Origin of the sequence: Cryobacterium sp. CAN_C2 (assembly GCF_015751745.1) — a bacterium.
Classification (GTDB): Bacteria; Actinomycetota; Actinomycetes; order Actinomycetales; family Microbacteriaceae; genus Cryobacterium.
In genome coordinates this window covers 59,320-81,903 of sequence record NZ_JADOUX010000018.1, presented here as the reverse complement: position 1 = coordinate 81,903, position 22,584 = coordinate 59,320, and the positions used below count along the sequence as shown (strand labels likewise).

Sequence of the window (22,584 nt, the reverse complement as noted above, 5' to 3'; positions counted from 1 at the left end):
CAAATCAGACAACCGACGGTCAGAGACCGGCTTCACCCACCCTGTACGCGCCATACCGACAACGTAACACGGCAACGCTTAACTGAACGGTATTGGAGTCTGGCCCCATCCACCCTGCGCCCGAGCCCCTCTAAAGCGCTCATCACCGCGATGGCCTCGGAATCGTCGAGGTGACCAAACCGCACCCCGTCCAACGCGGAGGCCAGAATCGCACCGGCCTGAGCTATCGCCGCGACCCGGGAGAACACCGGCTCCGGGGTGGAGCCAGCGGCGGCGGGCGGGGCGGTGAGGGTCATGGCGGCGGTGCCTCCTTCACCCACAATTATAGCCCACACCACCCCCAAAGGCGAGAGAAACTCAAAAATGTGCTGATTTTTTTTAGAAGTTACATCGGGATTCTGATTGAGGTCGGATGGAGATTGTTTTCTAGCATTTCCGCGTGTCGCTCGAATCCCGGTTGTTGCGTGGCCGCGCTGAGCGTCAGTGCGAGAAAGGGGCAGTATCGTGAAGCAACTCATGAGTACGCAACCGACGATCCGTTCCGCTCTGCCAAAGGACGCGGCAGAGATGGTGCGTATACACGTGACGTCCTGGCAAGAGACCTACCGGGGCCTCATGAGTGATGAGATGTTGGATGACCCGAAGCTCGTTTCGACAAGAAAGCGTTTCTGGACGATTGGGCTTACGGACGAGCGTTTCGCCCATCATCGAATCGCAGTCGCGGAATTCGGTGGGGAGCTGATCGGGATTGCCCAGAGCGCATCCCCCACAGATGTCGATGCAACATGGAGTCAGCAGCTCAACGTCCTCTACGTGCTTGCATCCGCGCACGGCACTGGAGCCGGCGTCGGCCTTCTCCAAACCGTGATATCTGCGAACGAAGCTGCTGCCTTGTGGGTAGCAGATCCCAACCCACGAGCTCAGGCGTTCTATCGAAAGCATGGCTTTGTTCCAGATGGCTCGTCCAAGGAAGAACATGGACTCAAGGAGATTCGGATGGTTCGGCGGGAACTCGACAACTGATGGGTGGCTGAGTCCCGCTGGCAAGGCAGAGAGTGTTCTCGTGCTGCGCGCGGGCAGTCGTTAGAGGGGTTCCGGCGCCGCCGAACTGACACGACCGGCTGTGGCGCCTGCTCGCTTTGTTCGGGTTTCGATCATTGCGACCTGAGCGGTGACCGACCACAAGCTGTACGGGTGCGCGACGCCTGATTCGTTTTCGTGGCGTCGTTGGCCTTCTCGACCGCGCCGTTGTACTAGACAAGTGGGATTGGCGGTCGGCTGATGTTTTATGCCTCCAACCAGGTCGAATCTTTATTCACCCAGCCGTTGGTCATCAGACGCTTCGGCCCCCTTGGACCTCGGCGTCGAACAGGTCCCATCGTTCCGGGGCCTGGCGAAAGCAGCTGTGGCTCGTTCGCCGAGGTGATGTTCGCATTGGTGAATGAGGTTGACTGCCGACCTTTTGCCCCAATGCCGTTCCCGGCTTGCGCCCGTGACGGACTCCGTCCATCGATACGGTGTCGAGTCCAGCACGAGGACCGCCGGCCGTGTATCGGAACGGGCTATCCCCAGCCCGCCTGAATCGTAGGCCCGAGTTGAATACGATGGGGGAGAGCGGGCCGAGACACGCGGGCACACGGAAACCCCCGTGTGAATGGTGGTGTGGTGGGCGATGCGGGACTTGAACCCACGACCTCTTCCGTGTGAAGGAAGCGCGCTACCAGCTGCGCCAATCGCCCAATGCACGCAACGCAGCCGAAGTTGCTGTTGCGACTTTTGATACTAGCCCAGACTGACGCGTCGTCGCACATCGAGGCTGAGCGTGGTGTGGCGCGCGACGCTGATCATGCCTGGTGTCCCGCACCACACGGCGGAACACGTACCCGCACTACACGGCGCAACACGCCGTAAACGGCTCGGTTTGGTTTCCGTCTTGCTATTCGGATAGAGTCTCCACGTACGCAGAAATGCGGACAGTTGCGGATGTGGCGCAGTGGTAGCGCATCACCTTGCCAAGGTGAGGGTCGCGAGTTCGAATCTCGTCATCCGCTCGAATGAACTGGAATCGGCCGAGAAGCCGGTTCCAATTCGTTTGGTATGAACCCAACTGGTGGATTGGCCGAGAGGCGAGGCAGCGGCCTGCAAAGCCGTTAACACGGGTTCGAATCCCGTATCCACCTCCAGCTAATGCACGGCCTTGAATATCTTTTCCCAGAATCTTGGGCGATTGGCGCAGCGGTAGCGCGCTTCCCTGACACGGAAGAGGTCACTGGTTCGATCCCAGTATCGCCCACAGCAGCACGAAATACACAAAAACCCCCGGTAGCTCGGGGGTTTTTTGCTTATCTTGACAAGGCGAACGCGGTCGCCGATTTGCGCCCTCGCGCACGCCGCTAAAGTTGACGGGTAGGCAAACAACAGGGAGTAATACACGTGGCTGACGGCTTTGCGCTTTTCACCGATCGATCCGTTGTCGCGATGCGCGTCAACGGTGAGTTGAAAGACTTGGCGGCCACCGTGTTGCCAACGGATGCTGTCGAACCGGTCAAAATAGATTCTGCTGACGGCCTCAGCATTCTGCGCCACTCCGCCGCCCACGTGCTCGCCCAGGCGGTGCAGACGGTGAACCCAACCGCCAAGCTCGGTATCGGCCCGCCCATCACTGACGGCTTCTACTACGACTTCGACGTGACTGTTCCGTTCACCCCCGATGACGTGAAGTCGCTCGAAAAGGCGATGGATCGCATCATCCGTGCGGGCCAGCGTTTCGTGCGTCGCGTTGTGACCGACGACGAAGCCCGAGCCGAACTCGCCGCCGAGCCATACAAGCTTGAGCTCATTGGGCTCAAGGGTGGGGTCGCGACAGGCTCGACCGGCGCTGACAACGAGTCGGTCGAGGTCGGCGGCGCCGAGCTCACCATCTACGACAACGTTGACCCAAAGACGGGGAAAACGGTCTGGAAAGACCTCTGCCGCGGGCCGCACCTGCCGAACACCCGCATGATCGGCAATGGTTACTCGCTCACCCGCCTGGCCGCCGCGTACTGGCGCGGCTCCGAGAAGAATCCGCAGCTCCAGCGAATCTACGGCACCGCCTGGCCCACCAAAGACGAACTGCGCGCCTACCAGACCCGTCAGGACGAGGCGGCCAAGCGCGACCACCGCAAGCTCGGTGCTGAACTCGACCTGTTCAGCTTCCCGGAGGAGATCGGTTCGGGACTTGCCGTATTCCACCCCAAGGGCGGCATCATTCGGCAGGAGATGGAGAACTACTCCCGCAAGCGCCACTTTGAAGCCGGCTACGACTTCGTCTACTCGCCGCACATCACCAAGTCAACCCTGTTCGAAACCTCGGGTCACCTCGACTGGTACCGCGAAGGCATGTTCCCTCCGATGCACCTCGACGAGGAACGTGACGAGACCGGCCATGTCACCCGCCAGGGCGTTGACTACTATCTGAAGCCCATGAACTGTCCGTTCCACAACCTCATCTTCAAGTCGAGCGGCCGCAGCTATCGCGAGCTGCCGATGCGCCTGTTCGAATTCGGATCGGTCTATCGCTACGAGAAGTCCGGCGTGCTCAACGGGCTCACGCGCGTGCGTGGGATGACCCAGGACGACGCCCACATTTACACGACCAAGGAAGGCATGAAAGAGGAGCTCACGAGCACCCTCAACTTCGTGCTGCAGCTGCTCGCCGACTACGGCCTCGAGGACTACTACCTAGAACTGTCGACGAAAGACCCGAAGAAGTTCGTTGGCAGCGACGACGCCTGGGACGAAGCCACCGAGACGCTCCGCGAAGTAGCGGAGGCATCCGGTCTCGATCTGGTCGCCGACCCGGGTGGAGCGGCGTTCTATGGACCGAAGATATCTGTGCAGGCTCGCGACGCCATCGGCCGCACCTGGCAGATGTCGACCATTCAGCTCGACTTCAACCTGCCTGAACGGTTCGACCTCGAATACACGGCGAACGACGGCAGCCGCCAGCGCCCGGTCATGATACACCGCGCCCTGTTCGGGTCAATCGAGCGGTTTTTCGCGGTTCTCACCGAGCACTACGCCGGGGCGTTCCCGGTCTGGTTGGCGCCCGTGCAGGTTGTCGGTATTCCCGTGTCCGAGCAGTACGGTCCATACCTGGATGATGTGATCGCCACGCTGAGGAAGGCTGGCGTGCGCGCAGAGGTCGACCACTCCGACGACCGCATGCAGAAGAAGATCCGAACCCATACGAAGGCCAAGGTTCCCTACCAGCTCATCGTGGGCGAAGACGACCAGGCCAACAGCGCGGTGAGCTTTCGCTTTCGCGACGGCACGCAACAGAACGGTGTTCCGGTCGCCGCAGCCGTGCGTATCATCGTCGAATCGATCGAGACCCGCGCCCAGGTCACGACCAGCCCGGTCGTCCCGGTCTCGGCCGAAGTGCAGGCGTAACGTGACGGCTGTTCCCGCTGATCGGCTGCGCGGCTCGGACGCCGTCGATGCCGGTGCGGAAGAGACTTCTGCCGAGTTCGCGGCGGTTCCGGATGCCTTCCAACGGCTTTGGACGCCGCATCGGATGGTCTACATCCAGGACGGACAGCAGCCGCATCCCGACGACTGCCCGTTCTGCATTGCTCCGACGCTGGACGACGAGAAGGCGCTGATCGTGGCGCGCGGCACCCACGCCTACGTGCTGCTCAACCTGTTTCCGTACAATAGCGGCCACCTGCTGGTCTGCCCGTATCGGCACGTCGCCACCTACGACCAGGCCACGGCGGAGGAGGTCGCCGAGATCGGCGAGCTGACCCAGATCGCCATGCGCGTGCTCTCCAAGGTCTCGCATTGTGACGGTTTTAACATCGGCATGAACCAGGGACGCATCGCCGGGGCTGGCATCGCCGAGCACCTCCACCAGCACATCGTGCCCCGCTGGGCTCTCGACTCAAATTTCTTTCCCATCATCGCCGGCACCAAGGCTATTCCGAGCCTGCTCGGCGATGTGCGTCGCGACATCGCCGATGGCTGGCCGGCCGACGCCGATTGATTGACCACCAACCCCGCCCGCAGGTCGAGTACGTCAGCATTGTGGTCTCGTCAAGCGCGACCGATGTCTGTGTTTTGGCTGATCGAGACCATTGCCTCGGCAAGCGCGACCCACTTGCCCAGATAGGATTGTCGTTATGACTGAATCAAACTCTGCCGAGCAGTTTGGCTCGACCCGCGTCAAGCGCGGACTCGCTGAAATGCTCAAGGGCGGCGTCATCATGGACGTCGTCACCGCTGCCCAAGCTCGTATTGCTGAAGACGCCGGCGCTGTCGCCGTCATGGCTCTCGAACGCGTTCCCGCTGACATCCGCTCGCAGGGCGGCGTGGCCCGCATGAGCGACCCCGACCTGATCGACAGCATCATCGCCGAGGTCAACATTCCCGTCATGGCGAAGGCCCGCATCGGCCACTTCGTTGAAGCGCAGATTCTCGAGGTGCTTCGCGTTGATTACATCGACGAGTCCGAAGTGCTCAGCCCGGCCGACTACATGAACCACATCGACAAGTGGAAATTCACCATCCCCTTCGTCTGTGGCGCCACCACCCTCGGTGAGGCACTCCGCCGCATCAACGAGGGCGCGGCCATGATCCGTTCCAAGGGCGAAGCAGGCACCGGCGACGTCTCCGAAGCCACCAAGCACATCCGCACCATCAACGGTGAGATCAAGCGCCTCACGTCGATGAGCCGCGACGAACTCTACGTCGCCGCCAAGGAGCTGCAGGCACCGTACGAGCTCGTCGCCGAGATCGCCTCGACCGGAAAACTGCCCGTCGTGCTGTTCACCGCCGGAGGCGTAGCCACCCCGGCCGACGCCGCCATGATGATGCAGCTCGGTGCTGACGGCGTGTTCGTCGGCTCTGGCGTCTTCAAGTCGGGCAACCCCGAGCAGCGCGCCGCGGCGATCGTCAAGGCCGTTACGTTCTACGACGACGCCACGGTCATTGCGGATGTCTCGCGCGGCCTGGGTGAGGCCATGGTCGGCATCAATGTGTCGGACATCCCAGCGCCGCACCGCCTCGCCACGCGCGGCTGGTAGCCCGACCGTTCGTGACGATTCTCTCCGTGGGCACCCGACCGGCAGAAACCGCTGTACCGTTAGGTCTGCGGGTAGGGGTGCTCGCGCTGCAGGGTGATTTTCGTGAGCACGCGCACGTGTTGCGCGCACTCGGAGCGGACGTCGATCTGGTGCGCCGTCCGGAAGAACTCGACCGCATCGACGGTTTGGTCATCCCGGGCGGCGAGTCAAGTGTCATGGACAAACTCGCCCGTACGTTCGGCCTCGCGGAGGCGCTGCGGGCCGCAATTCGGGCCGGACTTCCCGTTTACGGCACCTGCGCCGGGCTCATCATGCTCGCCGACACGATTCTCGATGGCATGACCGGTCAGCAGAGCCTCGGCGGACTCGACATCGCGGTGCGCCGCAACGCCTTCGGCTCGCAAACGGCTTCCTTTGAGACCGACCTCGACATTCCGGCGCTCGGCGAGCAGCCGGTGCACGCCGTGTTCATTCGAGCTCCGGTCGTGGAAACTGTTGGCCCGCTGGCCACCGCGCTGGCCACCCTCGACGATGGGCGCTGCGTCGCCGTGGAGCAGGGCAACCTGCTCGGAACTTCCTTCCACCCCGAAATCACCGGCGAATACCGATTCCACCAGTATTTCCTGCAGAAACTGGTTACCGCAACTCGGTGACAACCCAGCACAATTGTGCCGGGCGCGTGAGTGTGGCTAGGGTTCAGACATGACTCAGACACCAAGTGGTCAACGATGACCCGATACGTAGCACTACTTCGCGGCATCAACGTCAACGGCATCACCATTGCCATGGCCGATCTCGCTGACACCTTTCACGAACTCGGGTACACCGACGTCAAAACGGTTCTGGCGAGCGGCAACGTGCTCTTCAGCATCGACAGCCCGCTCGTCGACAAAGCGGATGCCGCCTCGCTCAAGGCCCGCATCGAAGCGGCCCTGACCGCCCGGTTTGACTACGAGGCGTGGATTGTGCTTGTCGACGCCGAATCGCTCGACCGGATCGTGCGCGCGTACCCCTTCGACGCAGACCGTGATGGATGGCATCCCTATGTCATGTTCTCCTCCGATCCCGGCCATCTCAGCGAACTCGCCGGCCACGCCAAAGAACTCGATGCCGCCGACGAACGCATTGAACTCGGCCACGGCGTGCTGTACTGGGAGGTTCGTAAGGCCGTGGGCATCAAGAGCGCGTTCAGCAAGAAGAGCGCCAAGCTCAAGTACCGCGACACGACGACCACCCGCAACCTGCACACGCTGCACAAGCTGCTGGAAGTCACTCCGGGATAGACTGGAACGGCACCTCAGCGTGCACCGACCACGCACTCGCCGCACCAGCCACAACGGGCGACCGGCATCTGCCGCACCACGTCTGAACGATCGAGCACAACAACGGGAGATGTATGTCCGGGCATTCCAAATGGGCCACCACCAAGCATCAGAAAGCGGTCACCGACTCCAGGCGGGCCAAGGCGTTCGCCAAACTCATCAAGAACATCGAGGTCGCGGCCCGACTGGGTGGCGCTGACCTCTCGGGGAACCCCACCCTCGTCGACGCCATTCAGAAGGCCAAGAAGACCTCGGTACCCAATGACAACATTGATCGCGCCGTCAAGCGCGGCGCCGGGCTGTCGGGCGAGCAGGTCGACTACACGACCATCATGTACGAGGGCTATGCCACGCACGGCGTCGCGATCATGATCGAGTGCCTCACCGACAACAAGAACCGTGCCGCAGCCGAGGTGCGCACCGCCATGGCCCGCAACGGCGGAGCCATGGCCGACCCGGGCAGTGTCGCCTACAACTTTCACCGCAAGGGCGTCGTCGTGGTCAAGCACCTGCAGACGATCACCGAGGACGACATCATGCTCGCCGTTCTTGACGCCGGTGCCGAAGAGGTCATCGACGAGGGCGAGACCTTCGAAATCTTCTCCGACGTGAGCGACCTCGTCGCCACCCGCACCGCGCTGCAGACCGCAGGAATCGATTACGAATCGGCCGATATCGCTTTCGTGCCGTCGCTCAAGATCGAGGTCGACGCCGAAACTGCCCGCAAGGTGTTCCACCTGATCGACGCCATGGAAGACCTCGACGACGTGCAGAATGTCTACTCCAACTACGATCTGTCGGCCGAGGTACAGGCCGTACTCGCCGCCGAGTCCGAGTAGTCCGATGGCGGTCCGGGTTCTCGGCATCGACCCGGGCCTCACCCGTTGCGGTGTCGGTGTGGTCGACGTTGAGGGCAACCGCTCGGCCCGCCTGGTCGACGTGACCGTGCTGCGCAGCGCGCCCGATCTGCCACTGGAACAGCGGCTGCTGCTGCTGTCCCAGGGACTTGAGGAGATGCTTGACCGACACCGGCCGCAATTCATCGCGATTGAACGGGTCTTCGCGCAGCACAACGTGCGCACCGTGATGGGTACCGCTCAGATCAGCGGGGTCGCCCTGCTGCTCGCCGCGCAGCGTGGTCTGTCGGTGACCCTGCACACCCCGAGCGAGGTGAAGGCGGCCATCACCGGTTACGGTGCCGCCGACAAGAAGCAGGTCGGCACAATGGTTGCCCGCATTCTCGGCCTAACCGAGATTCCCAAACCGGCAGATGCAGCGGATGCCCTCGCCCTCGCGATCTGCCATGCCTGGCGAACCGGGGCGTCAGGCGGCACCCTGCCGACCGTCGCCTCGGTGCAGGCAGCCGTCATCAGGCCAGGCGCACTGACCCCGGCACAACAAGCGTGGCGGGCCGCGGAACGTGGGTCGGTGCAAGCCGTGTCGGCGGTGCCCCGTAGTCTTAAGCGGTGATCTCTTCCGTACGTGGCCTCGTCCGCTCAGCCCTCGGCTCAACCGTCGTGATCGAGGTCGGGGGAGTCGGTCTCGGGGTGCAGGTGACGCCGGCTACCGCACTCGGCGTGCGCATCAACGAAGAAGCCCGGCTGGTGACGACCCTCATCGTGCGCGAAGATTCGCTCACCCTCTACGGCTTCCCCAACGCCGATGAACTGGTGGTTTTCGAATTGCTCGTCGGTGTCACCGGTGTGGGCCCCAAGTCGGCCCTCGGCGTGCTCGCGGTGCTCACCCCCAACCAGATCGCGCACGCCGTGGCCGGCGAAGACGACGGCGCATTCCGCAAGGTCAGCGGCATCGGACCGAAGACCGCAAAGCTCATCGTGCTTTCGCTGGCCGGCAAACTCGCCGTGACGGCTGCGAGCACACCGACCCGTCCGTCCGGCGCCAGATCGGTCGCCGCGAGCGTGCAGGCGGCGCTGATCGGCCTCGGTTGGTCGGAGCGCGTCGCGGCCGAGGCAGTCGACGAAACCCTGACCGAGCTAGCGGATGCTGCCGGCACCGATTCCGCGCCGCCGGCGGTGGCCGCGGTGCTCCGGTTGGCCCTCGGCCGGTTGGGCCCGGCCGCGCACCACGCCGCGGTGTCAAACGGATCGGGTCGCTCGTGAACCGCGACTCCGGCGTTGAACTGACGAATCCCTCGCTCGAGAGCGAATCGGAGCTCGCCTTCGAGGGTGCCCTGCGCCCGGCGAGCCTGGCCGAATTCGTCGGTCAGAAGAAGGTACGTGGGCAGTTGCAACTGCTGCTGACCGCCGCCACGATGCAGAATCGCACGCCCGACCACATCCTCTTGGCGGGCCCACCCGGCCTCGGCAAGACCACCCTCGCGATGATCGTTGCCTACGAGGGCAACCGGCCGCTGCGCATGTCGAGCGGCCCAGCCATTCAACACGCCGGTGATCTCGCGGCCGTGCTGTCGTCGCTGGTACCCGGCGAGGTATTGTTCATCGACGAAATCCACCGCATGGCGCGTTCCGCCGAAGAAATGCTCTACCTCGCCATGGAAGACTTTCGCATCGACATCATGGTGGGCAAGGGAGCCGGCGCCACTTCCGTTCCGCTCGACCTCGCACCGTTCACCCTGGTCGGCGCAACGACCCGTTCTGGTCTGTTGCCCAACCCGCTGCGCGACCGATTCGGCTTCACTGCCCACCTCGAGTTCTACTCCGAGAGCGAGCTCGAACAGGTTCTCGCCCGGGCCGCACAGTTGATTGACCTTTCGATCAAAAAGGATGCCCTCGCCGAGATCGCCGGACGGTGTCGCGGCACACCGCGCATCGCGAATCGACTGCTGCGCCGGGTGCGCGACTATGCGCTCGTGCACGGGGGAGCGGCCGATCTCGCCGCGGTGCACGCGGCCCTCGAACTTTACGACGTCGATGCGATCGGCCTCGATCGCCTCGACCGGGAAGTTATGAAGATCATTCTGACCCGCTTTGGCGGGGGTCCGGTCGGACTCAATACCCTGGCAGTGTCGGTTGGTGAGGAGTCTGAGACGGTCGAGGCGGTCGTGGAGCCGTTCCTGGTGCGGATAGGCTTCCTCACGCGCACCCCGCGAGGACGCGTTGCCACCAGCGCAGCGTGGCAACATTTTGGTCTTACCCCTCCTCAGGGCAGCGCGAACTTCCTTGACCTATAATTCAATTTAGCCCAACCGTCTGGAGGCGTGGTTTCTCTAGGCATACGGTCAGGCCCAATTCACAAACTTCGGCCACCCGCGCCGCAATCGGAAGGTTTCACCGCTCCATGGATAATCTGACTCTCGTAATGCTGGCCGTCCTGGCCGTTCTCGTGTTCTTCATGTTCCGCAACGGCCGCAAGCGCAAGAAAGACCAAGAGGCCCTGCAGGCCACCATGGTTCCCGGCGCCGCTGTCATGACCAACTTCGGCATGTACGGCACGATCATGGCTATTGATGAAGAGGCCAATAAGGTCGAACTGCAGATCGCCCCCGGTGTCATCGTGGGAATTCACCGCCAGACCATCGCGCGCGTGGTGGAGCCGGTCGTCGCCGACGACATCGACGACTCCACTGTTGATAGCTTCGACTCGCTCACCAAGCCGGAATTCGGCCAGCGGGTTGCCGATGTCGACACCGACAGCACCGACCAGCCCAAAAAGGGTGACGCGTAGTTCCTCCTTCTGAGGTAACACTCGTTTGGCACGACCCTGTATCACGACATACGTACTGCATCACGCGACGCGCCCACGCATTCTGGCGTGGGCGCCAACAGAAAGCTGAGTTCATAGGTGGCTAAGTCGTCTCCGGTCAAGAAGGCCTGGCGTTCCCTAACCTGGCTGGGCGTGCTTATCGTCGGCCTCATCGCCCTCAACGCCTTCGGCGTGTTCACTCAAAACGGATCGTGGACGCCGAAGCTTGCGCTCGACCTTGAGGGTGGTACACAGATCATCCTCGCCCCGCAGGTCGAGAGTGGCGCGACCGTCACCTCGGAACAGCTCTCCGAGGCCGTGGGAATCATTCGACAGCGTGTCGACTCATCGGGTGTTTCCGAAGCAGAGGTCAACACGCAGGGCGGGCGAAACATCGTCGTATCGATCCCCGGTACCCCCGATGATGCCACCCTGGAACGTATCAAGTCGTCGGCCAAGCTGGAATTTCGGGCTGTTCTCGTCGCGGGCCAACCGTCCGGCCAGACCGTCGGTGCTGACGGCACCGCAACGCCGACGCCGAAAGCGACCGTCGATCCGAGCCTGTCGACCACACCCGCGGTTGCACCGACCGACGCGAGCGACCTGAATTACGTCACGCCCGCCCTTCAGTCCGAGTACGATGCCTTCGACTGCAGCAAAATCAATACCACCAATGTGGCGCCGGCCAACCAGCCACTGATCACCTGCGAAACCGATGGCTCGATCAAGTACATCCTCGGCCCCGTCGAAGTCGACGGTTCCACGATCTCGAACGCGACCAACGGCCAGCGCACCACCCAGAACGGCGCTACCACGGGCGAATGGGCTGTCAACATCGTTTTCAACAGCGATGGAACCTCGAAGTTTTCTGACGTCACGACGCGTCTTTTCAACCTCACCGGGGTGCAGAACCAGTTTGCGATCGTGCTTGACGGTCACGTAATTTCGGCACCGGCCACTCAGGGCGCCATTCTCGATGGCAAGCCCCAGATCACTGGGTCATTCGACCAGGAGAGCTCCAAGGCGCTGGCCGACCAGCTCAAGTTCGGTGCTCTCCCGATCAGCTTCACCGTTCAGAGCCAGGACACCATCTCGGCAACTCTCGGTTCCACTCAGCTGCTCAACGGACTCATCGCCGGACTGATCGGTCTGATCCTCGTTGTCCTGTACTCGCTCGTGCAGTATCGTCTCCTCGGTCTGGTAACGGTTGCCTCCCTCGGCGTGGCAGCATTGATCACCTACCTCCTGATCACCATCCTGTCCTGGCGTGAGGGCTACCGTCTGTCTCTGGCCGGTGTTGCCGGTCTGATCGTGGCCATCGGTATAACCGCCGACTCGTTCATCGTTTACTTTGAACGCGTACGCGACGAGCTTCGTGACGGCCGTGGGCTGGAGTCCTCGGTTGAGGCCGGCTGGAAGCGGGCCTTCCGCACCATCGTCGCCTCCGACGTTGTCAACTTCCTCGCCGCCGCGGTGCTGTTCGTACTCGCCGTCGGCAACGTGCGCGGCTTCGCCCTGACCCTCGGCCTCACCACGATTGTCGATCTCCTCGTGGTCAGCCTGTTCACGCACCCGATGCTGCAGCTGGTCGCGCAGACGAAATTCTTCAACGAGGGCCACAAACTCAGCGGGCTTGATCCTCGAGCCCTCGGTGCCGTTTACCGGGGGAGGGCTCGATTTGCGCCCTCGGCGTCTGTGTCGGCGACCAAAGTCTCCTCCTCAAGCAAAGAAGCAGCCAAACGACAAACCATCGCTGAGCGAAAAGCGTCGGAACTTGTCGGCACCACTACTGATCGATCGACAGACAGGAAGGATTCCTGATGGCCAGCTTCTCGAAGTTCGGAAATGACCTGTACACGGGGGCTCGCTCGCTCAATATCGTCGGGCGCCGCAAACTTTGGTACCTCATCGCCGGCGGGATGATTCTCATCGCCCTCGTCGGCCCATTCCTGCTGCGCGGCGGCTTTGTCTTTGGTATTGAATTCACCGGGGGCAGCGAATTCGTCATCTCACAGACGACGAGCCAGTCTCAGACCACGGCCACGGATGCTGTCGCCAGCGTCGTTCCCAACGCTGTACCGAAGGTCTCCACCGTCGGCGCAGACGGTGTTCGAGTGCAGACCGACCAGCTGTCGGAAGCGGAGACGACGGGAGTGCGTGACGCACTCGCCACCGCCTATGACGTGCCGGTCACGGAAGTCGCAACCTCCTTCATCGGGGCGACCTGGGGGCAGGACATCACCGGTCAAGCACTACGCGCCCTGATCGTGTTCCTCGTCTTGGCCGGCATCATCATGGCCATCTATTTCCGCACCTGGAAGATGTCGGTGGCAGCCATGGTGGCACTGCTGCACGACCTCGTCATCACGGCCGGGTTCTACGGAATCACTGGTTTTGAAATCACGCCAGCGGCGGTTATCGGGTTCCTCACGATTCTCGGTTATTCGCTCTACGACACCGTTGTGGTCTTCGACAAGATTCGCGAGAACACCAACTTCGACGGGTCGGGCTCGAGCCGGACCTTCTCCGAGTCGGTCAACCTCGCCGTGAACCAGACGCTCGTGCGCTCGATCAACACCTCGGTCGTTGCCGCCCTGCCGGTGGCATCCATTCTGTTCATCGGGGCGTTCGTGCTGGGTGCTGGCACCCTGCGTGACATCTCGCTCGCTTTGCTCATCGGTATTCTGGTCGGCACCTACTCGACCATTTTCATTGCGTCGCCGCTGTACGCCCAGCTGCGCAACGGTGAAGATGCCATTCGGAAGCACGATAAGAAGGCCCTGGCCGCTCGCTCCAAGGCCTCGGCTCCCGCGGCCGAGAGCGTCACAGCGTAGTCGACGGCACCGTGGGGACGTGAAACGGTCAGCCCTCGTGGGCTGGCCGTTTCTGCCTGTGACCGGCAGCTGATCGCTGGGGGCGTACAGGCGGCCCCGCAGAACCGGCATAATTGACAGTAAGCAAGCACAGCCCGCGTACCTCCGCCGGGCGTGAAGCCGAGGTGAGACTATGACGGACACGACGACCCCCTCCCCGGCCTCGCTGCGCCGTCTGGTTCCCCGCATCTTTTCGCGCGCGCAGCCTGCCGGTGCCGTCGACCGTTTGATCAAAACGGTACGACTGAATCATCCGAAGGTTGACCTGTCGATCATCGAACGTGCGTATACCGCCGCCGAGCGAGCACACGACGGACAGATGCGTCGCAGCGGTGAGCCCTACATCACCCACCCCGTTGCGGTGGCGCAGATTCTGGCCGACCTCGGCATCGGCACCAAAACTATCGCTGCCGCACTGCTGCACGACACCGTTGAAGACACCGACTACACGCTCGACGCCCTGCGCGCCGATTTCGGCGATGAAATCGCAATGCTCGTCGACGGGGTCACCAAGCTCGACAAGGTGAAGTACGGCGACTCGACCCAGGCCGAGACCGTACGCAAGATGATCGTCGCGATGTCCAAGGACATTCGCGTGCTGATCATCAAACTTGCCGACCGGCTGCACAATGCGCGCACCTGGGGCTTCGTGCCCAACGAATCCGCCGTGCGCAAGGCCACCGAGACCCTGGAGATCTACGCACCCCTCGCGCACCGCCTCGGAATCCAGACCATCAAATGGGAACTCGAAGACCTCTCTTTTGCGGTGCTGTACCCCAAGCTGTACGCCGAAATAGAAAGCTTGGTCAAACAGCGCACGCCGCAGCGTGAAGAGTTCGTGCAGCAGGTCATCGATACCATCAACGACGATCTCAAATCGGCGCGCATTCGCGGCAAGGTGGCCGGGCGTCCCAAACAGTACTACTCGATCTACCAGAAGATGGTCGTGCGCGGCCGTGAGTTCGACGAGATCTACGACCTCGTCGGTATTCGTGTACTCGTGAACTCGGTGCGGGACTGCTACGCCGTGCTGGGTTCCATCCACGCTCGGTGGACTCCGCTTCCCGGCCGGTTCAAGGATTACATCGCCACCCCGAAATTCAACCTGTACCAGTCGTTGCACACGACAGTACTCGGCCCGAGCGGTCGCGCCGTTGAAATTCAGATTCGCACCACCGAGATGCACCAGCGTGCCGAATTCGGTGTCGCCGCACACTGGAAGTACAAGGAACAGGTCAATGGCAAGAGCCCCGGTGGCCCCGGTCCCCAGAGCGACACCGACATGGCCTGGCTCGCCCATATCTCTGACTGGCAGGCCGAAACGGCCGACCCGGGCGAGTTCCTCGACTCCCTGCGCTACGAGATCGGTGCCAAAGAGGTCTACGTTTTCACGCCAAAGGGCCGCGTAATTGGCCTGCCCTCCGGTGCCACCCCCGTCGACTTCGCCTATGCGGTGCACACCGAGGTCGGCCATCGCACCATGGGCGCCAAGGTCAACGGCCGACTGGTACCGCTTGAGAGTGAACTCATCACCGGCGACGTCGTCGAGGTGTTCACCTCGAAAAACCCCGACTCCGGCCCGAGCAAGGACTGGCTCAAGTTCGTCAAGAGTCCCCGGGCTCGCAACAAGATTCGCCAATGGTTCACCAAGGAACGCCGCGACGAGGCCATCGAACAGGGTCGTGACGCGATCGCGCGGGCGATGCGCAAGCAAAACCTTCCACTGCAGAAACTAATGAACCAGGACTCCTTCGCGGAGGTCGCGGCCCAGCTCAAGTACGAAGACGTTTCGGCCATGTACGCTGCCGTCGGCGAGGGCCACGTCTCGACCCAGTCCGTGCTCGAAAAAGTCGTCTCCTCGGTGCAGAGCACCGAAGACAACGACAGTAGTGACTTTCCGGTCGCCGCGCGTGGTCGGCCGCAGACCACCCGCAACGGCGATTCGGGAGTGCTCGTGCGTGGCGCGCCCGATATTCTGGTCAAACTCGCCCGCTGCTGCACTCCGGTTCCGGGCGACAAGATCGTCGGCTTCGTCACTCGGGGTGCGGGTGTGTCCGTGCACCAGGCCTCCTGTCATAACGTGCAATCGTTACTCAAAGAGCCCGAGCGCATGATTGAGGTCGACTGGGCGCCCACCTCAAAGAGCGTGTTCCTCGTGCACATTCAGATCGAAGCCCTCGACCGCTCGGGGTTGCTTTCCGACGTTACCCGTGTGTTGTCGGAACACCACGTGAACATTCTCTCTGCCACCGTCAACACCTCCAGCGATCGCCTGGCGCTCAGCCGCTTCGTATTTGAAATGGGCGACACCACCCACCTCGACCGCGTACTGAACGCCGTTCGTCGCATTGACGCCGTCTATGACGTGTACCGGGTCAGCGACGGCTAACCGGCGACGTTCGTGCTGCCCGCACCGATCTGCTGCCGCAGCGCATACAGGGGTCCGTTGACCGCGGCGAAACGCGACACGGCGAGTGTGCTGTGGGCCGGGCTGCCTCGTTTGCACAGGCGCACGGCGGCCGAGACATCGGGGTACTCGCCGTAGTGCAACAGGCGCGCGAGCAGGGCGGTGAGGTCGGGAGTCGATGTCGGCATGTAGCGGGCAAGATCGACGGCGGTCCGCAGAGGAGTGGTGACCCGCGCTCCGGAGATGGTGCGCACGTCATCGGGGGACCGCACAATCTCGCGCACCTGTACCCGCGGCGACCACATTGCGGTCGTGCGCGCGCCGATCAGCACACAGAACTGATGGAGTTGCGGCTCGGGTGCCAAACCGTAAATCCACGCGGCGGTGAGCTGCTCGGCGATGGCGCGGGGCGGGACCAGCTGGCTGGCGGCGATAGCCCGAGTGTCGCATCCGTCAATTTCATCGATCACGCACCAAGAGTCTGCGACTTGAAAGACCTGCCCGTCGAGGCGGGCGCTGTAGAGTTCGGCGAGCGGCAGGTCGTTTACCGTGCGCACTCGACCCCGAGGGTTTGTCATGCCACCAGAATGACGCTTAACCAAGTCCAGGCCCCCGAAGGAGCCTGGATCTGTGGATAACGGGGTACCGCTGCGGCGTGTGGATAACTGCGCGGGAGACTACCGCAGGGCCGGTTCGCCGACCGTGCGGGTCACTGGCCGATCGCCCTGAGCCACGCCTTGCGCGCCTCGAGTGCTTCGGTCGCGTCCTTGATGGCGCGGGCGCTCTGCCCCTTCTGCGCCGTGGCCAGCTCAGCCTCGAGCTTTACGATCGCGTCGTTCAGCTGGCCGGCAAGGCCCTCGGTGCGGGCCTTGGTCTCGGGGTTGTTGCGCTTCCAGTGGTCGTCGTCGAGCTTGCGCACGACGGCTTCCACCTTGCGGAGGCGATCTTCGATCGGCTTGACCTGGTCGCGGGGAACCTTGCCGATGACGTCCCACTTGCGCTGGATCGTGGTGAGCGTGTCTCGCGCGGCATTGCGGTCGGTAGTGGTCAGGAGGGTCTCGGCCTCGGTCACTAGTTCGAGCTTGAGCACGAGGTTCGCGGAGAACTCCTCGTTGTCCTGGGCTTCGACCTCACTCTTGACCGAGTACAGCACGTCGCCAGCGGCCTTGAACTTCGCCCACATGGCATCGTCCTGCTTCTTGCCGCTGCGACCGGCCTTTTTCCACTCGTCGAGCAGGTTGCGGTAGGCGGAAACGCCATCGGCCCCCCGCGGGGCGAGGGCCTCAGCCTGTTCGATCAAGTTCTGCTTCTTGGTGCGAACGTCCTTGTGGGCGCTGTCGAGCTCGGCGAAGAACGCCTTGCGGTTCTGCTCGATCGTGGTGCGTGCCGCGCGAAAGCGCTTCCACAGGTCGTTGGCCTCGCCCTTGGGAATGCGGGGGGCGTCGTGCTGGTGCGCCTGCCATTTGGCGAACAGAGCGTCAAGAGCCGCGCTGGTTTGCTTCCACTGTGTCTTGGCCGGATCTTCGGCGGCGAGGCGCTCGGCCGCGGTCACGATCTCGGCCCGCTCGGCGACGGCGGCAGCGGATGCGGCCTTCGACTCGATACTCTGCTGCGCGGTCAGCTCGCTGACGGCGCCGCCGAGGGCGCCGAGGCGTTCGGCCAGGGCGGCTAAATTGCCGACGGCGTTGGCATTGGCGACGGCCACGGTCAGGTTGGCGACCGACTTGGCGATGTCTGCGGCCGGGGCGCCACCCTTCGCACGCTGCTCGAGCAGGGTGACCTGCCCATTGAGCTCGACGTACTTGCGTTCGAAGTAGGCCAAGGCCTCTTCTGGAGTGGCATCCGGGTATTGGCCAACGGCGCGTTCGCCATCTGCCTCGCGCACGTAAACCGTGCCGGTTTCGTCTACGCGACCCCATGGTTGCTGATCTGTCGTAGTCAAGAGCCTCACCTTTGCTGAGTTGTTGTGTGTGGATCCGCGGGAGTGAAAAGTGCGGAGCCAGGAAATACCCTGATAAGCCTATTGCAATAGCGCAGGAGGAACGATCGATCCTACTGAACTGTTATGCCCGTGATTGCCGTCGGCACCTTCGGAGTGCCGTCCCCGGAACCATCCGTGGTTCCGGCATCCGTGATCTGGGCCTTGAGCTCGTCAAGTCCACTCGTGACGTGGCCGAGCACGGTGTACCCGCCAGCCGCATCGGAGGGAATTGTTGTGTCGTCGTAGACGACGAAGAACTGGCTGCCCTGGCTGAACGCATCGCCGCCCTGACGGGCCATGGCGATCGTGCCGGCCGGGTAGACATCGTCGGCCGGCGCGTTTTCGATCGGACCATAGCTGTAGTCGGGTCCGCCGGAGCCGTCGCCGGCCGGGTCACCGCACTGCAGCACAAAGAAACCGCCGCTGGTGAGCCGGTGGCAGGTCACGTCGTTATAAAATCCGCTCTGTACGAGGCTGACGGTGGAGGAGACGCCCTGGGGGGCGAGCGCACCGTCAAGCTCAATGCCGAGGGTGACATCGTTGAGGGTGAGCGATCCGGTCCAGGTGCGACTCTCGGCGAGAGTACTTGGGGGCACCTCGCCAGAATTCGCGCCGGCGACCGGCGTGGCGGTCGGCGTGGCCGTTGGAGTTGCCGTGGCCGCCGACGTGGGGGCCGGGGTACCAGGCCCGCCGTCGAAGTAGAACACCTGGGTGATCACGATCAGAGTCAGAACTACTAGCAGTCCGCCACCGGCGATGAGGTTGTCGCGCACGCGACGTTTTTTCTGATGCTCGTGCACGGCCCGCCGAGCCTGGTAGGAACGAACGCGGCCGCGCTCTTCACGTGCCGCACGCTCAAGCTTGTAATTCGAAGCCACAGGAACCCTCCAGGGCCATCGGGATTGGCGACGACCGTATACAACACAACCGGGGCGCCGACGCGTCCTGACCTCGTAGAACTCTCTCACAAACTACGCTGGAGGAATGTCGGATGTTCAACCGGGTCTGCGCGGTGGCGCGACCCCCCTCGCCGTACGAATGCGCCCGAAAACCCTCGACGAGGTCGCCGGCCAGCGCCACCTTCTGACGCCGGGGTCACCTCTCGTGAGCCTCGCGAGCGACAAGACGGGGGAGCGTGGCAGCGTATCGGTCATTCTGTGGGGGCCGCCAGGCACCGGCAAGACCACGCTCGCACAGGCGATCGCGCACAGCTCCGGGCGTCGATTCGTCGAGCTCTCCGCGGTGAACGCCGGTGTGCGGGATGTGCGCCAGGTCATGGAGGACGCCCGCACCAACCGTGACCTGTATGGCCTCTCGACGGTCTTGTTCCTCGACGAGATCCACCGTTTCTCGAAGGCCCAGCAGGACGCACTGCTGCCCGGCGTGGAGAATGGCGTGATTATTCTGGTCGCGGCGACGACCGAAAACCCCTCGTTCTCGATCATTTCCCCTCTGCTTTCCCGATCGCTGCTCCTGACCCTCGACGTGCTCAGCGACGACGACCTCGGCATCGTGGTCGACCGGGCCGTTGCCGATGCGCGCGGCCTCGCCGACCGGTTCGAACTCCAGCCCGAGGCTCGCAGCGCGATCATTCGTCTCGCGTCGGGTGATGCGCGCCGGGCGCTGACTGCGTTGGAGGCGGCGTCCGTTTCTGCCGAATCGACCCGTGAAGCCGGGGCGGTCGGCAAGCCTGTGATCACGACCGGCATTGTCTCGCTCGCCGTCGATCGGGCGCTGCTGCGGTACGACCGTAACGGTGACGAGCACTACGACGTGATCAGCGCCTTCATCAAATCGGTGCGCGGCAGTGACGTCGACGCAGCACTGCACTACCTCGCCCGCATGATCGAGGCCGGCGAAGACCCGCGTTATATTTGTCGCCGGATCATCATTCTCGCCTCCGAAGACATCGGCATGGCCGACCCGCAATCGCTTCTCATTGCAGTGGCCGCCGCCGACGCCGTGGCGCTTATCGGCATGCCCGAGGGTCGCATTCCCCTTGCCCAGGCCGTCGTGCACCTTGCAACCGCCCCGAAATCCAACGCCGCGTACGTGGCCCTCGACGCGGCGATCGCCGACGTGAGGGCCGGCAGGATGGGCCGAGTACCCACGGGCATGCGCGACGCTCACTACCCCGGCGCCAAGCGCCTCGGTCACGGTAAGGGCTACCTGTACCCGCACGACGACGCACTCGGGGTGGTCACCCAGCAGTATCCGCCGACCGAGCTGAAAAACACCCGTTACTACGAACCCACCGAGCACGGTCACGAGCGCGACATCTCCGGCCGCCTCCTGAAAATCAGACGCATCGTGCGCAACGAGTAGATGCGAACCCTGACTCCGCCTCCGGGCTGCGCCCTGGACAGCGGCGGCGGCGAGTTGTCCGCGGGGTTGCGAGTTGGATGCTGGAGCGAGGAGCGGATGCCCCGTCAACGCTGCCCGCCTCGAAAACCGGACGAACGGATGGCCCGCAACGCATCCGTCCACAAGGCCCGTGTGCTAACCTGATCCCTGCCTACAACTGGTCTCGGCATGCGGCTGCGTCCGTTTCCAGTTTGGAGGGGAATCGTTCTGTAGCCGACCGTCCCATGGCACCCAATCCTCTGATCTCCCATGACGTTTGTGCTGTAGCGATACGCACGCGCCCTGGTATCCCTGTTAGTGAGTCCGATTGAAAGGAAACCGTGTCTACCAAGTCACGTACCCGTAGTAAAACTCGCCTCTCGCGCGCCTTGGGCATTGCCCTCACGCCGAAGGCAGCCCGCTTTCTCGAGAAGCGCCCGTATGCACCCGGCGAGCACGGCCGCACCAAGCGCAAGACCGATTCGGACTACGCCGTTCGTCTGCGCGAAAAGCAGCGCTTACGCGCCCAGTACGGCATTCGCGAAGCCCAGCTCAAGATTGCCTTCGAGCAGGCTCGTCGTCGTCAGGGACTGACCGGTGAGAACCTCGTCGAGATCCTCGAGACCCGTCTCGACGCCCTCCTCGTTCGTTCCGCGCTTGCGCGCACCACGGCGCAGGCACGTCAGATGGTTGTGCACCGTCACATCCTCGTCGACGGAGAGCTCGTTGACCGGCCCTCCTTCCGCGTGAAGCCGGGCCAGCTCATCCACGTCAAGGCTCGCAGCGAGGGCATGGAGCCCTTTCAGGTTGCAGCAGCCGGCGGACACGTCGACCTGCTCCCCAAGCTCCCGCCGTACCTCGAGGTTGAGCTCGACAAACTTCAGGCCCGCCTCGTGCGCGCGCCGAAGCGCATCGAGATCCCCGTGACCTGTGAAGTCCAGCTCGTCGTGGAGTACTACGCAGCTCGCTAATACACTCAGGCCCGGTAGTCGATAGCCTTTCGGCTGTTCGAAACCGGTACGCTGTAGGGCGGATCACCCTCGGGTGATCCGCCCTTTTGCATACTCGCGCTCCCCAGGAGCCCATCGATCTGAGTGGAGTCACCGTGTCAGGTGGAGATATTGCTGGACTCATCGCCGCCGGGGTGTTCGCGATTTTAGTCGCGATCATTGCCATTCCGCTGGTCAAGCTCGGCCGAGTGTTCGATGAAACAACCGCGGCCATTCACGAACTCAGCGGGGGAATCACCCCGGTGCTCGCGGAGACGACCGAGACCATCCGCTCCACCAACCAGCAGTTGGTGCGGGTGGACACCATCACGAGCAACGTCGCAGACGTCACCGGCAACGTATCAGCGCTCGTCGCGCTGTTCGCGGCGACGGTTGGCGGGCCGCTGATCAAACTCGCCGGGTTCTCGGCGGGCGTACGGGCGGCCTTTCGCGCCGGGCGGCCGCGGTCCGGGCGCAATCGGGGTTGACCGGCTACTCTGGACTCGGCGTTGATATTCTCGCGCCCGACTTATCGATAGCTTCGGCTAGCGGTGCCCGGCTTCATTCAATTCGGTTCTATTGACTGGGTCGAGGGCCGCGCAGATTCAGGGAGAAGAGCCATGAAGAACGTCATCTGGTTGGTCATCGGCGTGGCCGCGGGTTTCGTGGTCGCCCACGAGGTCAACAAGACCCAGCAGGGCAAGCAGTTCTTCACCGAACTCGACACCAAGGCGCGTGAGTTCGGCGAGGCCATTTCTGAGGGCTACCGCCAGCGCGAGGCGGAGCTGCACACCGCCCTGGGCGACGTCGCCAACGCGGCAGGCGACGTGCCAGCCCCCGGCGCATCCTAGGCATCCGCTCGATTTCACTGGCACCGTTTCATCGCACCACTGAGTCATCGCACCCCTGATTCACCGCAACACTGATTCACCGCACCAACA

At 63.1% G+C, this 22,584-nt stretch carries 21 protein-coding genes and 4 tRNA genes; 21 read left to right on the top strand and 4 right to left on the bottom strand.

Translation table 11 applies throughout. The features are described 5' to 3' along the window. Positions 1-504: 504 nt before the first annotated feature. Positions 505-1,023, top strand: a complete 519-nt coding sequence (locus tag IWX77_RS13840) for a GNAT family N-acetyltransferase (protein WP_327012217.1) — start codon at positions 505-507, stop codon at positions 1,021-1,023. Between the two features lie 640 nt (positions 1,024-1,663). On the opposite strand, the gene IWX77_RS13835 is transcribed toward IWX77_RS13840, so the two are convergent. Next, positions 1,664-1,739: transfer RNA gene (locus tag IWX77_RS13835), tRNA-Val, on the bottom strand. A 240-nt stretch (positions 1,740-1,979) separates the two neighbouring features. On the opposite strand from IWX77_RS13835, the gene IWX77_RS13830 reads away from it, so the two are divergent. The 16 genes from IWX77_RS13830 to IWX77_RS13755 all read left to right on the top strand — a co-directional run bounded on the left by IWX77_RS13830 (position 1,980) and on the right by IWX77_RS13755 (position 16,312). After that, positions 1,980-2,051: transfer RNA gene (locus IWX77_RS13830), tRNA-Gly, on the top strand. A 58-nt stretch (positions 2,052-2,109) separates the two neighbouring features. Continuing rightward, a tRNA-Cys gene (locus IWX77_RS13825) sits at positions 2,110-2,183 on the top strand. Between the two features lie 38 nt (positions 2,184-2,221). Next, positions 2,222-2,293, top strand: a tRNA-Val gene (locus IWX77_RS13820). A gap of 140 nt (positions 2,294-2,433) precedes the next feature. After that, the gene (gene thrS / locus IWX77_RS13815; protein WP_196845089.1) at positions 2,434-4,434 is read left to right on the top strand and encodes a threonine--tRNA ligase; all 2,001 of its coding nucleotides are present in this window, start codon (positions 2,434-2,436) and stop codon (positions 4,432-4,434) included. 25 nt (positions 4,435-4,459) lie between these two features. Beyond that, on the top strand, positions 4,460-5,026 hold the full coding sequence (locus IWX77_RS13810; protein ID WP_297412857.1) for an HIT family protein: 567 nt from the start codon (positions 4,460-4,462) through the stop codon (positions 5,024-5,026). A gap of 136 nt (positions 5,027-5,162) precedes the next feature. Next, positions 5,163-6,065: a pyridoxal 5'-phosphate synthase lyase subunit PdxS gene (pdxS, locus tag IWX77_RS13805; protein WP_196845088.1), complete on the top strand. Its 903-nt coding sequence runs from the start codon at positions 5,163-5,165 to the stop codon at positions 6,063-6,065. Positions 6,066-6,082: 17 nt separating this feature from the next. Beyond that, the gene (gene pdxT / locus IWX77_RS13800) at positions 6,083-6,718 is read left to right on the top strand and encodes a pyridoxal 5'-phosphate synthase glutaminase subunit PdxT (RefSeq protein ID WP_327012219.1); all 636 of its coding nucleotides are present in this window, start codon (positions 6,083-6,085) and stop codon (positions 6,716-6,718) included. Positions 6,719-6,793: 75 nt separating this feature from the next. Beyond that, positions 6,794-7,348, top strand: coding sequence for a DUF1697 domain-containing protein (locus IWX77_RS13795; RefSeq protein ID WP_196845087.1), 555 nt, complete (start codon positions 6,794-6,796; stop codon positions 7,346-7,348). Positions 7,349-7,461: 113 nt separating this feature from the next. Continuing rightward, positions 7,462-8,226 carry a YebC/PmpR family DNA-binding transcriptional regulator gene (locus IWX77_RS13790; RefSeq protein WP_196845086.1) on the top strand — a complete coding sequence of 255 codons (765 nt, stop codon included), beginning with the start codon at positions 7,462-7,464 and terminating at the stop codon, positions 8,224-8,226. 4 nt (positions 8,227-8,230) lie between these two features. Then, positions 8,231-8,857 carry a crossover junction endodeoxyribonuclease RuvC gene (ruvC, locus tag IWX77_RS13785; RefSeq protein ID WP_196845085.1) on the top strand — a complete coding sequence of 209 codons (627 nt, stop codon included), beginning with the start codon at positions 8,231-8,233 and terminating at the stop codon, positions 8,855-8,857. Further along, entirely contained in the window at positions 8,854-9,507 is a 654-nt protein-coding gene (ruvA, locus tag IWX77_RS13780) for a Holliday junction branch migration protein RuvA (RefSeq protein ID WP_196845084.1), read from the top strand. The genes ruvC and ruvA overlap by 4 nt, the downstream gene beginning before the upstream one ends. Next, a complete protein-coding gene (gene ruvB / locus IWX77_RS13775) occupies positions 9,504-10,538 on the top strand; it encodes a Holliday junction branch migration DNA helicase RuvB (RefSeq protein WP_196845083.1) in 1,035 nt (344 codons plus the stop codon). Before ruvA ends, ruvB begins: the two co-directional genes overlap by 4 nt. Before the next feature lie 107 nt (positions 10,539-10,645). After that, entirely contained in the window at positions 10,646-11,032 is a 387-nt protein-coding gene (yajC, locus tag IWX77_RS13770) for a preprotein translocase subunit YajC (RefSeq protein ID WP_196845082.1), read from the top strand. A gap of 117 nt (positions 11,033-11,149) precedes the next feature. Further along, positions 11,150-12,871 (top strand): protein translocase subunit SecD, encoded by a 1,722-nt coding sequence (gene secD, locus IWX77_RS13765; protein ID WP_196845081.1) that lies wholly within the window; start codon positions 11,150-11,152, stop codon positions 12,869-12,871. Then, positions 12,871-13,884, top strand: a complete 1,014-nt coding sequence (gene secF, locus IWX77_RS13760) for a protein translocase subunit SecF (RefSeq protein WP_196845080.1) — start codon at positions 12,871-12,873, stop codon at positions 13,882-13,884. The genes secD and secF overlap by 1 nt, the downstream gene beginning before the upstream one ends. 172 nt (positions 13,885-14,056) lie before the next feature. Continuing rightward, positions 14,057-16,312: a RelA/SpoT family protein gene (locus tag IWX77_RS13755; protein ID WP_196845079.1), complete on the top strand. Its 2,256-nt coding sequence runs from the start codon at positions 14,057-14,059 to the stop codon at positions 16,310-16,312. On the opposite strand, the gene IWX77_RS13750 is transcribed toward IWX77_RS13755, so the two are convergent. The 3 genes from IWX77_RS13750 to IWX77_RS13740 all read right to left on the bottom strand — a co-directional run bounded on the left by IWX77_RS13750 (position 16,309) and on the right by IWX77_RS13740 (position 19,189). Further along, positions 16,309-16,908: a type IV toxin-antitoxin system AbiEi family antitoxin gene (locus tag IWX77_RS13750; RefSeq protein ID WP_196845078.1), complete on the bottom strand. Its 600-nt coding sequence runs from the start codon at positions 16,906-16,908 to the stop codon at positions 16,309-16,311. The two genes, IWX77_RS13755 and IWX77_RS13750, sit on opposite strands and share 4 nt — an antisense overlap. Before the next feature lie 131 nt (positions 16,909-17,039). Then, complete coding sequence (locus tag IWX77_RS13745) at positions 17,040-18,272, bottom strand: DUF349 domain-containing protein (RefSeq protein WP_196845077.1); 1,233 nt, start codon at positions 18,270-18,272, stop codon at positions 17,040-17,042. Between the two features lie 110 nt (positions 18,273-18,382). Continuing rightward, positions 18,383-19,189, bottom strand: coding sequence for a peptidylprolyl isomerase (locus IWX77_RS13740; protein WP_196845076.1), 807 nt, complete (start codon positions 19,187-19,189; stop codon positions 18,383-18,385). A 106-nt stretch (positions 19,190-19,295) separates the two neighbouring features. Here IWX77_RS13740 and IWX77_RS13735 point away from each other — a divergent pair, with 106 nt between their 5' ends. The 4 genes from IWX77_RS13735 (at position 19,296) to IWX77_RS13720 (ending at position 22,494) form a co-directional block, all read left to right on the top strand. Further along, entirely contained in the window at positions 19,296-20,636 is a 1,341-nt protein-coding gene (locus IWX77_RS13735; RefSeq protein WP_196845075.1) for a replication-associated recombination protein A, read from the top strand. Between the two features lie 359 nt (positions 20,637-20,995). Continuing rightward, a complete protein-coding gene (gene rpsD / locus IWX77_RS13730; RefSeq protein WP_196845074.1) occupies positions 20,996-21,625 on the top strand; it encodes a 30S ribosomal protein S4 in 630 nt (209 codons plus the stop codon). Positions 21,626-21,759: 134 nt separating this feature from the next. Continuing rightward, complete coding sequence (locus tag IWX77_RS13725) at positions 21,760-22,131, top strand: DUF948 domain-containing protein (protein ID WP_196845073.1); 372 nt, start codon at positions 21,760-21,762, stop codon at positions 22,129-22,131. Between the two features lie 132 nt (positions 22,132-22,263). Beyond that, positions 22,264-22,494, top strand: a complete 231-nt coding sequence (locus IWX77_RS13720) for a hypothetical protein (protein WP_196845072.1) — start codon at positions 22,264-22,266, stop codon at positions 22,492-22,494. The last annotated feature ends 90 nt before the right edge of the window (positions 22,495-22,584 follow it).

Coding starts and splice junctions, on each gene's coding strand:
- pdxS (WP_196845088.1), top strand. CDS start 5,163: ATGACTGAATCAAACTCTGCCGAGCAGTTTGGCTCGACCCGCGTCAAG.
- IWX77_RS13795 (WP_196845087.1), top strand. CDS start 6,794: ATGACCCGATACGTAGCACTACTTCGCGGCATCAACGTCAACGGCATC.
- IWX77_RS13790 (WP_196845086.1), top strand. CDS start 7,462: ATGTCCGGGCATTCCAAATGGGCCACCACCAAGCATCAGAAAGCGGTC.
- ruvC (WP_196845085.1), top strand. CDS start 8,231: ATGGCGGTCCGGGTTCTCGGCATCGACCCGGGCCTCACCCGTTGCGGT.
- yajC (WP_196845082.1), top strand. CDS start 10,646: ATGGATAATCTGACTCTCGTAATGCTGGCCGTCCTGGCCGTTCTCGTG.
- secF (WP_196845080.1), top strand. CDS start 12,871: ATGGCCAGCTTCTCGAAGTTCGGAAATGACCTGTACACGGGGGCTCGC.
- IWX77_RS13755 (WP_196845079.1), top strand. CDS start 14,057: ATGACGGACACGACGACCCCCTCCCCGGCCTCGCTGCGCCGTCTGGTT.
- IWX77_RS13750 (WP_196845078.1), bottom strand. CDS start 16,908: ATGACAAACCCTCGGGGTCGAGTGCGCACGGTAAACGACCTGCCGCTC.
- IWX77_RS13735 (WP_196845075.1), top strand. CDS start 19,296: ATGTCGGATGTTCAACCGGGTCTGCGCGGTGGCGCGACCCCCCTCGCC.
- IWX77_RS13720 (WP_196845072.1), top strand. CDS start 22,264: ATGAAGAACGTCATCTGGTTGGTCATCGGCGTGGCCGCGGGTTTCGTG.